A 17,908-nucleotide genomic window follows, 5' to 3' on the forward strand; every position below is an offset into this window, starting at 1 on the left:
TAATTCGCAATTTCTATCATTGACCATTAATCACGGAGCGACGAATGGCAACGCATTTTGCAAGAGGGATACTCAACACCCGGGAACCGCTATCAACACGCCTGTCAGCGGCCTGTCATCAATCCGCCTGCCGCCTGCCTGAGTACCGACAAAGCCGCTATCGCGCATCACGGTCACTCCTCGCAGAACTCCTCTTTATGCTGTACGGCATCAGCGAACTTCCTGAAATTATTGACGAAGAGAATGGAAAACCCGCTTTCCGCGACGAAAATCTCCCGCGTTTTTCCATCTCCTATGCCGGGAATATTGTCGGCGTCGCGTTATCCACCGAAGGTGATTGCGGCCTGGATATGGAATTACCGCACGCCTCCCGCAGTTTACATGCCTCGCCCGACGCCGACCGCTACGTCTTTAACAGTAATGAGCGGGTATGGATTAGCAACCAGCACGATCCTGATGAAGCGCGCGCTCAGCTTGACGCACTCCGCAAAAGCGTCATGAAACTGACCGGTGAAAACGCCGTTAACCTCCAGCTTCTTCCGGGCTCCGGACGATTACGGACAAGCGGGACGCAGTCAATCGAAGCAGTATGCGATGCCGAAACGGTGCTGGTCTGGTCCATCGCCGCCAGTCCGGATATCGGCCAGCTGAAAGTCTGGGAATATAATGGTAAAGAGGGCTGGCGTAGCCTGCCCGACGCGCAGGCTCGCGCCAGAGAGCCGTCCGCCCGGCTGATGCGTTTCACCCATTTACCGGTAGAAAAAGCCTTCTCCCTCAACTGACCGGATAACCCGGCCATCATGATGCAAAGGAGCAATCATGTCTGATACGTTGAAAGTTGTTACGTTACTCGGAAGTCTGCGCAAAGGCTCTTTTAATGCCATGGTCGCGCGTACCCTCCCCGGCATCGCGCCCGCAGGAATGGCGGTTTCCGCGTTACCGTCCATTGGCGATATTCCTCTCTATGATGCCGACGTCCAGCAGGAAGAGGGATTCCCACAAAGCGTTCAGGATATCGCTCAGCAAATTCGCGAGGCTGATGGCGTGGTTATCGTTACGCCGGAATACAACTACTCGGTGCCCGGCGGCCTGAAAAACGCCATCGACTGGCTATCTCGCCTGCCGGAACAGCCGCTGGCCGGTAAGCCGGTACTGATTCAAACCAGTTCGATGGGGGCTATTGGCGGTGCGCGCTGTCAGTATCACCTGCGTCAGATTCTGGTATTCCTCGACGCTATGGTGATGAATAAGCCCGAATTTATGGGCGGCGTGATTCAGAACAAAGTGGATCCGCAGGAGGGGAAAGTCGTCGATCAGAGCACGCTCGATCATCTGAGCGGACAGCTTAGCGCTTTTGCCGAATATATTCAGCGGGTTAAAGCCTGATAGACGCCGTCACACTCGCCAGAACGGCTGAGTGTGACGGCGCGGGTATTAATGCGCGTCGATAAACACAATCTTCAGCACAAACAGCAGCGAAACCACAATCACGCATGGGCTGAGGTCGCGCAGTCGACCGGTACCGATCTTCATTACGCAGTAAGAGATAAAGCCTAAGGCAATACCTTCCGTAATGGAGAAGCTAAACGGCATCATCACGGCGGTAATAAACGCCGGCACTGATTCGGTTAAATCATCCCACTTCACGCGCGCCAGGCTGGAGGTCATCAGGACGCCAACGTAAATCAGCGCGCCGGCTGCGGCATAGGCCGGGACCATACCCGCCAGCGGCGACAGGAAGATCACCAGCAGGAACAAGAGACCAACGACCACGGCGGTTAAGCCGGTACGTCCGCCTACGGAAACGCCCGAGGAAGATTCAATATAGGCGGTTACGGAAGAGGTGCCGATAAAGGAGCCCGCAACGGACGAGACGCTATCGACAAACAGCGCCTGCTTCATCCGCGGGAACTTACCCTGCGCATCGGCCAGACCAGCTTTATCGGTCACGCCGATCAGGGTACCGGAGGAGTCGAACAGGTTCACCAGCATAAACGAGAAGATCACGCCCGCCAGGCCGAGATTCAGCGAGCCTGCCAGGTCAACATGCCCAATGACCGTCGTGACGCTCGGCGGCATGGATACGATTCCGGTGTAGTCAAGTAGGCAGCCTGACGGCTGCGACTTGTTATGGCCTTCGGCGACTGTTATAACTTCAGCTCCCACTTCTTCTGTGAAATGATTATGCTTCCCCGCTTCGCCGATATCTTTCAGCAAGGCAACCGCTGGCTTAGCTGGTTTCACAAACAGCCTGAAGGTTCTGTTCGTCCCGCTGTCATTGAGGCCGTCACTAAAATCATGGCCTGCGGCACCACGCTCATGGGATACACCTGCTGGCGCTGTCCTGACCCCGGATGTGGCCACTCAAAAAAGTCTGCTTCCGCTGTAAAAGCCGCTCCTGCCCCCACTGCGGCGTAAAAGCAGGCGAAGTCTGGATACAGTATCTTCTCGCCCTGGTGCCCGACGGTGAATGGCAGCATATCACCTTCACTGTCCCCTGTGACTTCTGGCCCCTGATATACCATAACCGCTGGCTGCTCGCCGAAATGAGCCGCCTCGCGGCCGATGTTATCCTGGAAACCGGCCGACGCGGCGACTTTCTGCCGGGCTGCTTCAGCGTCATCCATACCTGGGGGCGCGACCAGCAGTGGCATCCGCATATTCACCTTTCCACAACGGCCGGCGGGATTACTGACACCAGTACCTGGAAGAAAGTGCAGTTTTACGCCCGTAACGTGATGCCGATGTGGCGCTGGCGTATCACTGACCTGCTGCGCCGGGAATTCTGGCGGCTGGAGATACCGGCAACCCTGGCTGCAGAAAGTCGCTGCAGGCAGGACTGGAATCGCTTTCTGGACCGGCACTACAGAAGAAAATGGAATGTGCGGGTGTCGAAGGTGATGGACAACGCCACGCACGTGGCGATGTACTTCGGGGCTTACCTTAAGAAGCCCCCGGTGTCGATGAGCCGGCTGGAGCACTACGCCGGGCGGGATGATATTATCATGCGCTACCGCAGTCACCGGACAAAGCAGGAGGAGACGCTGACGCTGAGCGGGGATGAGTTTATGGAACGCTTTTCCTGGCATGTGCCGGAGAAACGGTTCCGGATGGTGCGGTATTACGGTTTTCTGAGTCCGTCAAAGCGGGCCGTGCTGGAAGTCGTGTATCTGTTAACAGAGACGCAGCGTAAAACGGCGCGGAAGGTGACATGGCGGGGGCTGTACCAGCGGCTGCTGAAAGTGGACCCACTGGCGTGCATTTTGTGCGGGAAGATAATGTGTTTCGGCGGGCTGAAACGGGGGCAGCGGCTTGCGGAACTGATGGCCCGGCATGAGCAGCTGGCGCAGATGAAAATGTGCGGTTAGGCGCGGATGCAGGGAAGATCCGTCCACAGCGCAGGGAAAGTTTAAAAGACGGTCAGTTAATCGATATCACCGATAAATGAGCGATTACTGATTGAAGCAAACAATCACCAGACCTCCGTCAGCGCTGGCCGGGAGTCAAAAATGGTGGTTGTTTGTTGTTCAGTTTCAGGTTTTAATTCCTATCAATGAACGTCGCCCAGCAGCCAGCCCAGCAGCGTGGTAACCACGATAGAAACCAGCACCGCGGCGTGGATGTTGCGGGAAGCCAGAATCGCAATAATAAAGAAGCCAAGAATGCCCAGCAGTACGCTGTGGGACGTCAGGTTGCCGATGCTCACCAGGGTTTCCGGGTTGGCGACGATCACGCCGGCGTTCTTCAGGCCCATCATACCGATGAACAGGCCAATACCGCTGGTGATACCGATACGCAGGCTAACCGGGATATTGGCGATCATCCAGTAGCGTACGCGGAAAATCGTCAACAGCAGCAGGCCAACCGCCCCCCAGAAAATCGCGCCCATCCCGACCTGCCACGGCAGGCCCATTGCCTGTACCACGACAAAAGCAAAGAAGGCGTTCAGTCCCATCGCCGGCGCCAGGGCCACCGGAAGGTTAGCGAACAGGCCCATCATGATGCTGCCGAACGCGGCGATCAGACAGGTTGTGACGAACACGGCGCTGGTATCCATACCCGCCACGCCGAGGATCTGTGGGTTAACAAAAACGATGTACACCATTGTCAGAAAAGTGGTGAAACCTGCAATCGCTTCGGTGCGTGCCGTCGTGCCGTGTTCACGTAGTTTGAACACGCGCTCCAGCAGACCCGGGCCAGATGACTGGCTGGTTTGTTGTTGACTCATTATCGGTTTCCGAACAAAGGAGGGAAAATTCGTCGCTATCCTATACCAAAATGCGACAATAAGGGCGGTTGTGAGATACTTTTTTTCATCGATTTTGCTTATACGGCAACGATTGCGTCTCACTAATCAGCAAGACGAAAACGTTAACTTATTAAAATGGAAACGACATGACCCAACCAGAAGCAGTATTTTTCGACTGTGACGGCACGCTGGTCGACAGCGAGGTGATCTGCTCCCGCGCCTACGTTCACATGTTCAGGGAATTCGGCATTACGCTGGATTTAGACGAGATTTTTAAGCGCTTCAAAGGCGTCAAGCTGTACGAGATTATCGACACCATTAACGCGGAGTACGGCGTTAATCTGGACAAGGCGACCCTTGAGCCGGTGTACCGCGATGAAGTCGCGCGCCTGTTTGATACTGAACTGGAAGTCATTTCTGGCGCACAGGCGCTGCTGGACGCGGTCAACGTGCCGATGTGCGTGGTCTCCAACGGCCCGGTGAGCAAAATGCAGCACTCTCTCGGTAAAACCGCAATGCTGCACCATTTCCCGGAGCGTCTGTACAGCGGCTACGATATCCAGCGCTGGAAGCCCGATCCGGCCCTGATGCTGCATGCCGCAAAAGCGATGAACGTTAACGTCGAGAACTGCATTCTGGTTGATGATTCCAGCGCAGGCGCGCAGTCAGGGGTTGCCGCCGGAATGGAAGTGTTCTATTTCTGCGCCGATCCGCATAATAAGCCGATCGAACATCCGAAGGTGACGACGTTTACCCGCCTCGAAGAGCTACCTGAGTTATGGCAGGCGCGCGGCTGGAATATAACGCGATAAACCTGGAGCGTAGCGCTATCAGGGCGCGTCCCGCCTGCGCTACGCTGAAAGTGGATTACGGTTGACTCAACTCCGCAGCCGCCGCTTTATCAGCCACAATCACCAGGGAAGGATGTAATTTCAGCACCGAAGCCGGAACCCGCTCGCTGACTTCGCCTTCAATCACCTGCCTTAGCGCCTGCGCTTTTGCCGCGCCGCTGACGATCAGCAGCAGGTTTTTCGCCGCCATGACGCTTTTTGGCCCCATCGTGACGTAGCTATCCGGCACCGCAGAGAAGTCGCCGTCCATCTCGCCGTGAGCGACAAGATCCACCATATCGCCGACGATAGAGACTTCCACCGTCGCATCGTGGAAGCGCGTGGTATTCGGCAAATTACCGCAAAAATGGCCGTCAGCGCCGAGGCCCATCACTATCAGATCGAGGCCCCCTTCGTCCTGTAACCGCTGGTCGTGATGCCTGAAGTTTTCATGGCTGAGCGGGTGGATATTCTCTTCAGAGATTTGCGCGGGGGTGAAAAACAGGCTGCGCAGATTGGAAATGGTCACGCCTTCACGATCCTGTCCGCGGAACGGAATCTCGTCAAAGTTGTAATAATGGACCTGAGAATAGAACGATTTACCTTTAACCGCGGCCGTCAGATGTTCATACATTTTCTTCGGCGTACTGCCTGCCGTTACCGCCAGGTTCACCCTGCGCGGCGCGGTGATGTAGCCCAGAACGTGATGGCTGGCGACCAGGCTCATCTCGGCATAATCTTCCGTCACGATTAATTTCATATTGTCTCCCTCAAGGTATTGAAGATAAGGAGCCAGCGAACTGGCTCCTTCATGCTATTTGAACAACTTCTGTACAAATTCGGCGTAGGCGGGACGCCAGACGTCCATTTCATGGTTCAGGCCCGGATACTCATGGTAATCAAAGTTGATTTTCTGCTTCTCCAGCTCCGCTTTCAGCCCGGCGATATCCTTGCCGGTAACCACGTCTTTCTCGCCCACGACGACGGTAAAGTTACGCAGCTGCTTGTTGATCGCCTGTGGGTTGTGTAGCTGCGCCTCGACGCCGGCATCCGGTACCGTGGTTGTCGTTACGCCGCTGAACGTCGCCAGCCAGCCGAAGCTCTCCAGATGGTTCATTCCGGAGACCAGCGCCTGATAACCGCCCTGCGACAGCCCGGCAAGCGCCCGGCCGTCCGCGTCTTTACGCACGTTAAAGCGCGCATCAATCAGCGGAATAATATCGTTCATCAGCTCTTTATCAGCCGCTTTCGCATTCAGCGGATAGAAGGTTTTACGCCGCTCCTGCGGCGGGAAGTTTTCCGCAACCGCGTCAGGAATATCGGTTTCGGTATCCGGCACCACCACCAGCATGGGCTTGATTTTGCCTTCCGCCAGCAGGTTATCCATGATTTGCGGAATACGGCCCTGGTCGATGGCCGACAGTCCGCTGTCGCCAAAACCGTGATAGAAATAGAGCACCGGCAGCGGTTCGCCGGTACCGGTATAGCCTGGCGGCGTCCACACGTAGACGCGACGCTCAGCGTTCAGCGCCTTTGAATGATAGGTCAGGGTTCGTAGCTCGCCGTGGGCGACCGCGCGATCGTCAAGAATGCTGCCGGGTACCAGGATCAGGCTGGTATTCACCTGACGCTGTGGCTTCTGATAGCGGCTACCGGTATCGACGGAACGGAATCCGTCGACATCAAAATAGTATTCGTAGAGATTGGGTGCCAGCGCATCGCTTTTCCATGTCCAGATCCCCTGCTCATCTTTGCTCATATCATGGGAGACAAAGGTATCCGGCGTTGCCCCCGTCACCACGGACACCCGTTTTGCATCCGGGGCAAACAGGCGGAAGGTGATACTCTTATCGGCGTTAACCTGCGTAATATACTGGCTGACCGGGATCGCCGCGCTCGGCGTGACCGGAAACGGCGCGGCATGAGCGGTAAACGCCGCGCCCGCCAGCGCCAGAGCTAAGTAAATAGCATGTCGTTTCATCTTTATTCCTCTTTAGAATTTTGTCCTGACCGTTGCCAGCCTTACCACCAGATTTCAGCCTGAGCGCCAACGGCAAACTGATCGTTCTTACCATCTTCAAAAATGCTGCTGGTATTGCTGTTAGCCGCCTTATCCAGGTCGATATCCTTCGCTTTAATATAAGTCGCATAGAAACGAATTTCCGGGCGGGAGGTCAGCATACTGGTATTCACTTTAAAGGTATGGAACAGGGTAGTTTTGTAGCCGGATTCGTTATATTTCTTGCCGGTACTATCTTTGTTCTGCTGCTTGAAATAGCCCAATTCGACGCCGGTCTGATTATATTTATCCCAGATCCAGGCCGGGCGCACGACGGCGCGAAGAGACTCAAAATCGGAGTGCGCGCCGGTCTCGTAGCTGTAGACATCATTACCAAAGGAGTAAACGATGGCGTTCGCCATAATAATGTCATCACTCAAATAGGTTTCCCCCTGCGAGGTCAAGCGAACGGCGGTGCCGTTGGTATGATCGCCATAGTATCTGCCGTTGAATGTGGTATACGGACTGGATCCCGCATAGCGCGAGAAGCTGCTGGCGATGGAGTTATTTGCCAGCAGGAAGGAAAATTCGTTAAATCCGCCGTTATCAAATTTCTGCGTTAACGACGTCCCCGCCATCCAGGTATCTTTCCATTCATAATATCCATTATTACCTTCATTATATTTCTCGGATGAGCTCTGATTTGCCGCGACATACCGGCCGCTGACCATCAATGACGCCTTATCCCAAAGCGGGATCTCTTTATAACGAATATCAATAGTATTGGTGTTAATTTGCTGGCTTTTGGTCAACGTACGGTTGTAGTCATCAACGTCCTCGCGCACCAGCGCAATATCAAACTTACCCGCGCCCACCTTCCAGTTTTCAAGGCCAACGCCGGCTGCGGCATCGGTTCTTTGCGTTTTCCAGTCCAGCATCTGGATTTCAATTTTCGGCGCACCGTGCTTACCCACCCAGAAATCCGCTTCCGGCGCGAATGGCAGGAAACCTTTGGTGTTGACGTACATATCAGAGAACTGCATATAGTTCTCGCCGCCAGCGTTATCGCCAAACCAGCCGGAGGAATACTGCTGCCCGACGTTGCCGTCAAGCATCACGATCGCATCAACCCGCTTATTGCCTTCCTGATAGACCCGCTGCTTAAGTTGTAAATCAAACCAGCCCGAATATTCATTACCAAAGCGACCCAGCGAGCCAATCGCCCAGGACTTAGGTGAACCATGGGATGCGGTCCCCCAGCCGGAACGGTAATAGCCGTTATAGCTGAAGCCAATTTCATCCTTCACAAACTTGCTGAAATCCTTCATTGTCATCGAACTATAAATGGACTCGCCGTTAGCCGCGGGCTGTTCGTTTTTCACCAGAACCGCCGCCGGTTTTGCAGCGCCGCCGGCCGGTGCGGGTGCGCTGACAACCTGCGCGGACGCACTCTGCTCAGGTGCGCCAGGCTGCGTACTGGCAATCCAGAGTCGATTTCTGGCCTTCTCTTCATCTTGATATTTTTTTAGTTCGCTCTGCGTATCCTTAAGCGCCTTCTCCAGAAGCTCAAGACGCTGTTCAACGGTTAGCGATTCCGCCATAGCATGGGTTGTATAAGCGAGCGGCGCCATAATAAGTATGGCCGAGGTAATCAGATTTCTTTTAAACATAAGTTCCCTTTATATAAAAACAGGTGCAACTGAATATCGCGATAAAATGTCAACTAACGCGAAGGCGTATTTTTATTTTTCTATCGAATAAAGCTTGTTACCGAAAAGGTGCTTCCCCTTAAGGAAAAAAGAACGTTATTAAAACCAGCACTATTATTTATTCGGTTAATACCATCCTGGTTTACCCACAAACAGCCTTGCATCAAATCAAAAAAAACCTGAAGCAATCCCCCTGCAGAAAACAGAGGAGGCTTGCTTCAGGTTTTGCCCGCGCTGCGGTAACAATCCCTTTAATCAGCTGATGGCGGATTATCTGGCAAAAAAAAACCTGACATCACCAGGTTAACGGTGATGTCAGGTTTTGCCTGCTTGCGCAGTAACAATCCAGAGTTTTATTCGAGCCTTGCCGCAACAAGTCACTCGATTAATGTACCGCATTGTTACGCTATTAAAATCAAACCACAATTGATGAAATTATTATTTGTGACGACAATCGCACCAATTTTGTTAATTAAAAACAGGAGTAAGATTAATCATAACTAATTCTGATAAATCCTTTATCAGAATTAGTCTCTGTGATTTATTACTCTTTAGGATCTTTCCCGGCCAGCAGTTTATCCAGCTCGTCGCCGCCGACGTGACGGAAATCCTGACCTTTGACGAAGTAGAAAATATATTCGCAGATGTTCTGACAACGGTCGCCGATACGTTCAATCGAGCGGGCGCAGAACAGGGCGGTCAGGACGCTTGGAATGGTGCGCGAATCTTCCATCATATAGGTCATCAGCTGGCGCACGATGCCTTCATATTCCTGGTCGACTTTCTTATCTTCGCGATAAATACGCACCGCTTCATCAAGGTCCATACGCGCAAAGGCGTCCAGCACATCATGCAGCATCTGCACGGTGTGGCGCCCCAGCGATTCCAGGCTCACCAGCAGCGGCTGATGCTGCTGGGAGAATTTTTCCAGCGCGGTGCGGCAGATTTTATCCGCGACGTCGCCGATGCGTTCCAGCTCGGCGATGGTTTTAATAATCGCCATCACCAGACGCAGGTCGCTGGCGGTCGGCTGACGCTTGGCGATGATGCGCACGCAGGCCTCATCGATCGCCACTTCCATCATATTGACCTGCTTGTCGCCGTCAATAACGCGCTTTGCCAGTTCGCTGTCCTGGTTATGCATCGCGGTGATCGCATCAGAAAGCTGCTGCTCCACCAGCCCACCCATGGTCATGACCTGGGTGCGAATGTACTCCAGTTCAGCATTGAACTGGCCGGAAATATGTTTGTTAAGATTTAGGTTATCCATAGTATCTCCTGATTGCCCAATAGGTTAGAGCCTGGTAGCAGAAGGGCAATCAACCGTAGCGGCCAGTAATATAATCTTCAGTTTGCTTCTTAGCGGGCTTGGTAAACAGATCGTCCGTGTTGCTGAATTCAATCAGCTCGCCAAGATACATAAATGCCGTATGGTCGGAGCAACGCGCGGCCTGCTGCATGTTGTGGGTCACGATAACGACGGTGTAATCCTGTTTCAGTTCAGTGATCAGCTCTTCAATACGCCCGGTAGAGATCGGGTCCAGCGCCGAGCAGGGCTCATCCAGCAGCAGAACTTCCGGACGAATAGCGATACCGCGCGCGATGCACAGACGCTGCTGCTGGCCACCGGAGAGAGAATATCCGCTCTGATGCAGTTTATCTTTGGTTTCATTCCACAATGCGGCTTTGGTCAATGCCCACTGCACGCGCTCATCCATATCCGTGCGGGAAAGCTTCTCAAACAGGCGCACGCCAAAGGCGATGTTGTCATAAATCGACATCGGGAACGGCGTCGGCTTCTGGAACACCATCCCCACTTTGGCGCGCAGCAGGGCGATATCCTGGGTGTTGGTCAGAATATTATCGCCATCGAGCAGAATTTCGCCTTCCGCACGCTGCTCCGGGTACAGCTCAAACATTTTGTTGAACGTACGCAGCAGCGTGGATTTACCGCAGCCTGACGGCCCGATAAACGCCGTAACCTGGTTTTTGGTAATATCCAGGTTGATGTTTTTCAGGGCATGGAATTTTCCGTAGTAGAAATTCAGGTTACGAACTGAAAGTTTACCCGGGGTCGCATTCACCATACTCATCTCGTTCTTTTCCTCATTCGGCGCCGCGTTTCGCCGCGCCGCAAAAATTAACCGTGTTTATTCTTCGCGAAAACAACGCGCGCCAGAATGTTCAGCAGCAATACGCACAGGGTGATAATCAAGACCCCGGCCCATGCCAGTTGCTGCCACTCCGCAAAGGGACTCATGGCAAATTTGAAAATCGTCACCGGCAGGTTCGCAATCGGCTGCATCATGTCGGTGCTCCAGAACTGGTTGGAGAGCGCGGTAAACAGCAGCGGTGCCGTTTCCCCGGCGATACGGGCGATGGCCAGCAGAATACCTGTCATAATGCCCGATACCGATGCTTTCAGGGTGATCGCAGAGATCATGCGCCACTTCGGCGTACCCAACGCATATGCCGCCTCACGCAGGCTGTCCGGTACCAGCTTCAGCATGTTTTCAGTGGTACGAATAACGATAGGCACCTGCAGCAGCGCCAGCGCAATCACGCCCGCCCAGCCGGAAAAGTGCTGCATCTGCGCAACGACGATGGTGTAAACAAACAGACCGACGACAATCGACGGCGCGGAAAGCAGGATATCGTTAATAAAACGAATCACTTCGGCCAGCAAGGATTTACGGCCATATTCCGCCAGATAAATCCCCGCCAGAATCCCCAGCGGGGTACCGATAACCGTCGACCAGAGGATCAGCAATCCGCTGCCCGCCAGGGCGTTTGCCAGACCACCGCCCGCCGTATTTGGCGGCGGCGTCATTTCAGTAAACAGCGCCAGGCTCATGCCGTCGATGCCGCGGGTGACGGTGGACATCAGGATCCAGATCAGCCAGAACAGACCAAACGCCATGGTCGCCATCGATAGCGTCAGGGCGAGACGGTTTTTCATGCGGCGTTTTGCCTGCATTTTGCGACGGGATTCCGCCAGCTCCGCGGTGGTTTGTAATTCAATCGTCGCCATTAGCGAGCCCCCTCATTCTTAGCCAGGCGCATGATCATAAACTTCGATGCGGCCAGAACAATAAAGGTGATAACGAACAGAATCAGGCCCAGCTCCATCAGTGCGGCAACGTGCAGTCCGGTTTCCGCTTCGGCAAACTCATTCGCCAGCGCGGAGGTGATGCTGTTGCCCGGCATATATAACGAAGCGCTATCAAGCTGGTAGGTGTTGCCGATAATAAAGGTCACCGCCATGGTTTCCCCCAGCGCGCGCCCCAGACCGAGCATTACCCCGCCGATCACGCCGTTTTTGGTGAAAGGCAGAACGATACGCCAGATAACTTCCCACGTTGTGCAGCCGATACCGTAGGCGGACTCTTTCATCATCACCGGCGTCTGTTCAAAGACGTCACGCATAACGGCCGCGATGTAAGGAATGATCATGATGGCCAGAATCACGCCCGCCGCCAGAATACCGATACCAAATGCCGGGCCCGCAAAGAGCGCGCCAACGAACGGAATGGTCGACAGAACGTTGCCAACCGGCTCCTGAAAATAGGTCGCAAACAGCGGGGCGAAAATAAACAGGCCCCACATGCCGTAAACGATACTGGGGATCGCAGCCAGCAGCTCAATAGCGATACCCAGCGGGCGCTTCAGCCAGGCGGGTGACAGTTCCGTCAGGAACAGCGCGATACCGAAGCTCACCGGTACGGCGATCAGCAGCGCGATAAATGAGGTGACCAGCGTCCCGTAAATGGGTACCAGGGCGCCGAAAATCTGGTTCGGCGCATCCCACTCTTTGGTCCACAGAAAGGCAAAGCCAAATTTCTCAATGCTTGGCCAGGACGAGATGATAAGGGAGACGATGATGCCGCCAAGCATCAATAGCACAATCAGCGCCGCCAGTTTTACCAGCACGCTGAAAATTATGTCACCCTTTTTCCCCGGAGGGTTAAATGCCGGCTTGGTTGCAGCCATAAGTTACTCTTCAGTTTCGGGCCAGAAAAAATCGTAGTTTACTGATCTTTCTGGCAAAGGTAATGCCATACCCTAAATAATTCGAGCTGCAGGCAGGCAGCTGGCTTGTGGATCCCCGGGAACATAGATGGGCTATGTGACCGGGGTGAACAAGCGCTGCCAACGCACCTGTAGCTCGAAGGCTGACGGGTATTAGTACAGCGCTTTACCGCTGCTGTCTTTTACGTTGGTCTTCCATGCCGCGCGAACTTGCTCAACCACGCTTTCCGGCAGGGTAGCATAGTCCAGCGCGTTGGCTTCTTTACCGCCGTTTTTATACGCCCAGTCGAAGAACTTCAGCACTTCGGCGGTCTGCTCTGGCTTGTTGGAAGCCTTGTGGACCAGAATGAAGGTGGTTGAAGTGATCGGCCATGCGTTGTCGCCTTTCTGATTCGTCAGATCCTGTGCAAAGGATTTGCTCCAGTCGATTTCTTTCGCCGCGTTAGCGAAGTTATCTTCAGTCGGGCTCACCGGCTTGCCATCGGCGGACAGCAGTTTGGTGTAAGCGAGGTTGTTCTGTTTTGCGTAGGCATATTCTACGTAGCCGATAGAGCCCGGCAGACGCTGAACGAACGCGGCGATGCCGTCGTTGCCTTTACCGCCCAGACCGGTCGGCCAGTTAACGGTTGAGCCCGCGCCGATTTTAGATTTCCACTCTTCGTTCACCTTCGCCAGATAGCTGGTGAAAACGAAGGAAGTACCGGAACCATCGGCACGACGAACCACCGCGATGTTCTGAGAAGGCAGCTTCATGCCCGGGTTGAGCTTAGCAATCGCCGCGTCATCCCATTTTTTGATTTTGCCCAGGTAGATATCACCCAGCGTTTTACCGTCAAGCACCAGCTCACCGGATTTCACGCCAGGCAGGTTAATTGCCAGCACTACGCCGCCGATAACGGTCGGAAACTGGAACAGACCTTCCTGAGCCAGCTTGTCATCAGCAAGAGGGGCATCAGAAGCACCGAAGTCTACGGTGTTGGCCGTAATTTGTTTTACGCCGCCAGAGGAGCCGATACCCTGGTAATTGACTTTATTACCCGTTTCCTTGTTATAGGTATCTGCCCATTTGGCATACACCGGCGCGGGGAAAGTTGCACCTGCGCCAGTCAGGCTTGCTGCTGCAAAAACAGAGAAAGCGCTCATCGATAAGGTCGCGGCGACAACTGTTGCGACGGTGGTACGCATAACGTTCATAATGTCTCCTGCTGGATTCGTAAACCATTGTTTCGAAGCTATGGTGAGCAAAATAGGACAAACAGGTGACAGTAAAATGTACGAATTATTACAGTTTTATGACAAGCAAAAAGACGGGAATTTACATTAAATAAAAACAATACAAATCATATTGTTACTATGGTTAATGATAGAAAGATTAGCGGAAAATTTTATTTTTATGACAGCGCAAAAGCGTCTCAAAAATGACAGGCTGTCATAAAGCGGGTGGGATCTCGCTGTTCGCCGCAAATAAAAAGGGCCGCCGGACGGCAGCCCTTTCAGCGCTGTAAAATCGTTATTCCACGGTAACTGATTTCGCCAGGTTACGCGGCTGGTCAACGTCAGTCCCTTTGATCAGCGCGACGTGATACGCCAGCAGCTGCAGCGGTACGGTATAGAAGATTGGCGCGATCGCCTCTTCAACATGCGGCATCTCGATGATGTGCATATTGTCGCTGCCGGTGAAACCCGCATCGCCGTCAGCAAAAACGTACAGCTGGCCGCCGCGAGCGCGAACCTCTTCAATGTTGGATTTCAATTTTTCCAGCAGTTCGTTGTTCGGCGCGACCACCACCACCGGCATTTCAGCGTCAATCAGCGCCAGCGGACCATGCTTCAGCTCGCCGGCAGCATAGGCTTCCGCATGAATATAGGAGATCTCTTTCAGCTTCAGCGCCCCTTCCAGGGCAATGGGATACTGATCGCCGCGGCCAAGGAACAGCGCGTGGTGTTTGTCAGAGAAGTTCTCAGCCAGCGCCTCAATACGCTTGTCCTGCGAAAGCACCTGCTCAATGCGGCTCGGCAGCGCCTGCAGGCCATGCACGATATCATGTTCAATCGACGCATCCTGGCCTTTGAGTCGCGCCAGTTTCGCCACCAGCATCAGCAGAACGGTCAGCTGCGTCGTGAAGGCTTTAGTCGAGGCGACGCCGATTTCCGTCCCGGCGTTGGTCATCATCGCCAGATCGGACTCACGCACCAGGGATGATCCAGGCACGTTACAAATCGCCAGCGACCCCAGATAGCCCAACTCTTTCGACAGGCGCAGGCCGGCGAGGGTGTCCGCCGTCTCGCCGGATTGAGAGAGGGTGATCATCAGGCTGTTGCGACGCACGGCCGATTTGCGATAGCGGAACTCGGAGGCGATTTCAACATCGCACGGCACCCCTGCCAGCGACTCAAACCAGTAGCGGGACACCATACCTGAGTTGTAGGAGGTGCCGCAGGCGATGATCTGAATATGCTCGACCTTAGACAGCAGCTCGTTAGCCTGCGGGCCCAGCTCGCTTAAATCAACCTCGCCGTGGCTAATGCGCCCGGAGAGGGTATTTTTGATGGCGTTCGGCTGCTCGTAGATCTCTTTCTGCATATAGTGACGATAGATACCTTTATCGCCCGCGTCGTACTGCAGACTGGATTCAATATCCGGGCGCTGCACTTCGGCGCCGGATTTGTCAAAGAGAGTCACGGAACGGCGGGTGACTTCCGCAATATCGCCCTCTTCGAGGAAGATAAAGCGGCGGGTAACCGGCAGCAGCGCCAGCTGATCGGAGGCAATGAAGTTTTCCCCCATCCCCAGGCCAATCACCAGCGGGCTTCCTGAACGAGCGGCCAGCAGCGTACCCGGATCGCGGGAATCCATGATCACGGTGCCATAAGCGCCGCGCAGCTGCGGGATAGTCCGCAGAACCGCATCACGCAGAGTACCGCCCTGTTCCAGCTCCCAGTGAACCAGGTGCGCAATAACCTCCGTGTCAGTCTCGGAGGCGAAAACGTAGCCCCTCGACTGCAACAGCTCGCGCAGCGGCTCATGGTTTTCGATAATCCCGTTATGCACCACCACAATATGGTCAGAAACATGCGGATGCGCGTTACCTTCAGACGGTTCGCCGTGCGTCGCCCAGCGGGTATGGGCAATCCCGGTACCGCCGTGCAACGGATGTTCTTCCAGCGCCTGGGCCAGCATCTGTACTTTCCCGAGGCGGCGAACGCGGTTCAAATGACCTTCGTTATCGACGACGGCCAGACCGGCGGAGTCATAACCGCGGTATTCCAGACGACGTAAACCTTCGAGAAGGATTTCAGCAATATCACGCTGCGCGACTGCGCCAACAATTCCACACATAGTTTTTAATTCCGATTTTGGCTGTATGCCATACGTTGTCGGTCAACCTGTTTACCCGTATTTTCGGGCGCCCCGAGCCTTGTAGAGAGTGGGGTTATTTTTATGGGTACTGCCGTGGGGGGAGGAATATTTTATCCCCTCACCCCGCTCTTTCCCCGAAAAGGGCGAAAGAGAAATAGCGTTACTTTTTCTTCACCGGGCGCTGCCAGCCCTGTTTATGAACCTGCGGCACGCGGCTTAACACTAATTCATTATCGGCAACGTTACGCGTTACCGTTGTTCCTGCGGCAATGGTGACCCCCTTGCCGACGGTCACCGGAGCGACCAGCTGGCTGTCTGAGCCAACAAACACGTCATCGCCGATCACCGTTTTATGCTTATTTGCGCCATCATAGTTACAGGTGATGGTGCCCGCGCCGATATTCACGTTATCGCCTATCTCGGCGTCTCCGAGATAGGAAAGATGCCCGGCCTTCGTGCCTTTACCCAGACGCGCCTTTTTAATTTCAACAAAGTTGCCGACGTGCGCGCCTTCGAGAAGCTCAGCGCCTGGGCGCAGCCGCGCGAACGGCCCAATGGTACAGGCGGCTGCCAGATGAGCATCCTCTACTACGGTATAGGGGCTGATCTCGCAATCATCACCAATGATGCTGTTCTTGATGACGCAGCCGGTGCCAATCTTTACCCGATCCCCCAGCACCACGTCACCTTCGAAGATAACGTTAGTATCAATTTCGACATCGCGCCCGTGTTTCAGCACGCCGCGCAGATCAAAACGCGCCGGATCGCGCAGCATAACGCCCGCGAGCAGCAGTTCTTCAGCCTTTTCAGACTGCCAGACGCGCTCAAGCCGGGAGAGCTGCAGGCGGTTATTCACGCCTTCCACTTCGCTTAGACGCTGAGGATGAACAGCGGCAATTTCACGACCTTCTTCATAGGCCATGGCGATAATATCGGTGATGTAGTATTCACCCTGAACGTTGTTATTGGTGAGCTTAGCCAGCCAGCGTTTAAGGTCCGCGCCATTGGCGACCAGAATCCCGGTATTAATTTCCTGAATCCGGCGCTGCTCGTCGCTGGCGTCTTTATGCTCGACAATGCCCGTCACCGCGCCGTTATCGCGCGTAATGCGGCCGTAGCCGGTCGGATCGTCAAGCTTCACCGTCAACAGACCGATGCCGCCCTGCGGTTTCGCTTCCCGCAGACGCTTCAATGTTTCGACGGAAATGAGCGGCACGTCGCCGTACAGCATCAGGATATCTTCATCATCGCTGAAGAACGGCGCCGCCTGCTGCATGGCGTGGCCGGTGCCTAGCTGTTCGGCCTGCAGGACCCAGTTGAGGTTATCTTCGTGCAGCGTCTGGCGAAGCAGATCGCCGCCATGCCCGTACACCAGATGTACGGCGGAAGCGCCTAATTCTTTAGCTGCATCAATAACATGCTGCACCATTGGCTTCCCGGCCAGCGAATGCAACACCTTAGGAAGATCGGAATACATGCGGGTACCTTTGCCAGCGGCAAGAATAACCACGCTCATCGGACTGTTTGACATACGCATCCTGACTGCTGTTGGAACGAAAAGTAAAAGCCTTTCACGTTGAAATATCTACATATTTTTCATCATGAAACGAGACGAAGATAAAATGCACAAGCGTAACGCTATACACCATTTTAGGTGGGTATTTTTAGTCAGCGCAAACCCGTTTAGCGCAAAAAAAGCATTTTAATGAGTGGCAATGCCGGCTATCCCTC

At 54.2% G+C, this 17,908-nt stretch carries 13 protein-coding genes and 3 pseudogenes; 4 read left to right on the plus strand and 12 right to left on the minus strand.

Annotated features, from left to right (window positions below):
* Positions 1-44 precede the first annotated feature (44 nt).
* The gene (locus MKleb_RS00075; protein ID WP_025107549.1) at positions 45-782 is read left to right on the plus strand and encodes a 4'-phosphopantetheinyl transferase family protein; all 738 of its coding nucleotides are present in this window, start codon (positions 45-47) and stop codon (positions 780-782) included.
* A gap of 37 nt (positions 783-819) precedes the next feature.
* Complete coding sequence (locus MKleb_RS00080; protein ID WP_004855733.1) at positions 820-1,386, plus strand: NADPH-dependent FMN reductase; 567 nt, start codon at positions 820-822, stop codon at positions 1,384-1,386.
* Between the two features lie 48 nt (positions 1,387-1,434).
* Here the strand turns inward: MKleb_RS00080 and MKleb_RS00085 are convergent.
* Positions 1,435-2,097, minus strand: a pseudogene (locus MKleb_RS00085) (solute carrier family 23 protein); the annotation flags it as partial.
* 87 nt (positions 2,098-2,184) lie between these two features.
* Here MKleb_RS00085 and MKleb_RS00090 point away from each other — a divergent pair.
* Positions 2,185-3,368, plus strand: a pseudogene (locus tag MKleb_RS00090) (IS91 family transposase).
* 185 nt (positions 3,369-3,553) lie between these two features.
* On the opposite strand, the pseudogene MKleb_RS00095 reads toward MKleb_RS00090, so the two are convergent.
* Positions 3,554-4,228 (minus strand): annotated as a pseudogene (locus MKleb_RS00095) (solute carrier family 23 protein); the annotation flags it as partial.
* A gap of 167 nt (positions 4,229-4,395) precedes the next feature.
* Between MKleb_RS00095 and yieH the strand changes: the two are divergent.
* Positions 4,396-5,061, plus strand: a complete 666-nt coding sequence (gene yieH / locus MKleb_RS00100; RefSeq protein ID WP_025107548.1) for a 6-phosphogluconate phosphatase — start codon at positions 4,396-4,398, stop codon at positions 5,059-5,061.
* A gap of 55 nt (positions 5,062-5,116) precedes the next feature.
* On the opposite strand, the gene MKleb_RS00105 is transcribed toward yieH, so the two are convergent.
* The 10 genes from MKleb_RS00105 to glmU form a co-directional block, all read right to left on the minus strand.
* Positions 5,117-5,839, minus strand: coding sequence for a glucosamine-6-phosphate deaminase (locus MKleb_RS00105; protein ID WP_025107547.1), 723 nt, complete (start codon positions 5,837-5,839; stop codon positions 5,117-5,119).
* A gap of 54 nt (positions 5,840-5,893) precedes the next feature.
* A complete protein-coding gene (locus tag MKleb_RS00110) occupies positions 5,894-7,060 on the minus strand; it encodes an alpha/beta hydrolase-fold protein (protein WP_033837095.1) in 1,167 nt (388 codons plus the stop codon).
* A gap of 41 nt (positions 7,061-7,101) precedes the next feature.
* Positions 7,102-8,748 (minus strand): carbohydrate porin, encoded by a 1,647-nt coding sequence (locus MKleb_RS00115; RefSeq protein ID WP_025107545.1) that lies wholly within the window; start codon positions 8,746-8,748, stop codon positions 7,102-7,104.
* A gap of 583 nt (positions 8,749-9,331) precedes the next feature.
* Positions 9,332-10,057, minus strand: coding sequence for a phosphate signaling complex protein PhoU (gene phoU, locus MKleb_RS00120; RefSeq protein WP_004107251.1), 726 nt, complete (start codon positions 10,055-10,057; stop codon positions 9,332-9,334).
* 49 nt (positions 10,058-10,106) lie between these two features.
* Positions 10,107-10,880, minus strand: a complete 774-nt coding sequence (gene pstB, locus MKleb_RS00125) for a phosphate ABC transporter ATP-binding protein PstB (protein ID WP_004855746.1) — start codon at positions 10,878-10,880, stop codon at positions 10,107-10,109.
* A gap of 47 nt (positions 10,881-10,927) precedes the next feature.
* The gene (pstA, locus tag MKleb_RS00130; protein WP_004855748.1) at positions 10,928-11,818 is read right to left on the minus strand and encodes a phosphate ABC transporter permease PstA; all 891 of its coding nucleotides are present in this window, start codon (positions 11,816-11,818) and stop codon (positions 10,928-10,930) included.
* A complete protein-coding gene (gene pstC / locus MKleb_RS00135) occupies positions 11,818-12,777 on the minus strand; it encodes a phosphate ABC transporter permease PstC (RefSeq protein ID WP_004107261.1) in 960 nt (319 codons plus the stop codon). The genes pstA and pstC overlap by 1 nt, the downstream gene beginning before the upstream one ends.
* Positions 12,778-12,969: 192 nt before the next feature.
* Entirely contained in the window at positions 12,970-14,010 is a 1,041-nt protein-coding gene (gene pstS, locus MKleb_RS00140; protein ID WP_004127017.1) for a phosphate ABC transporter substrate-binding protein PstS, read from the minus strand.
* Positions 14,011-14,326: 316 nt separating this feature from the next.
* Complete coding sequence (gene glmS / locus MKleb_RS00145; RefSeq protein WP_047722786.1) at positions 14,327-16,156, minus strand: glutamine--fructose-6-phosphate transaminase (isomerizing); 1,830 nt, start codon at positions 16,154-16,156, stop codon at positions 14,327-14,329.
* Between the two features lie 181 nt (positions 16,157-16,337).
* The gene (gene glmU / locus MKleb_RS00150) at positions 16,338-17,708 is read right to left on the minus strand and encodes a bifunctional UDP-N-acetylglucosamine diphosphorylase/glucosamine-1-phosphate N-acetyltransferase GlmU (RefSeq protein WP_025107543.1); all 1,371 of its coding nucleotides are present in this window, start codon (positions 17,706-17,708) and stop codon (positions 16,338-16,340) included.
* Positions 17,709-17,908 lie beyond the last annotated feature (200 nt).

The organism is Klebsiella sp. PL-2018, assembly GCF_019048985.1.
Classification (GTDB): domain Bacteria; phylum Pseudomonadota; class Gammaproteobacteria; order Enterobacterales; family Enterobacteriaceae; genus Klebsiella; species Klebsiella michiganensis.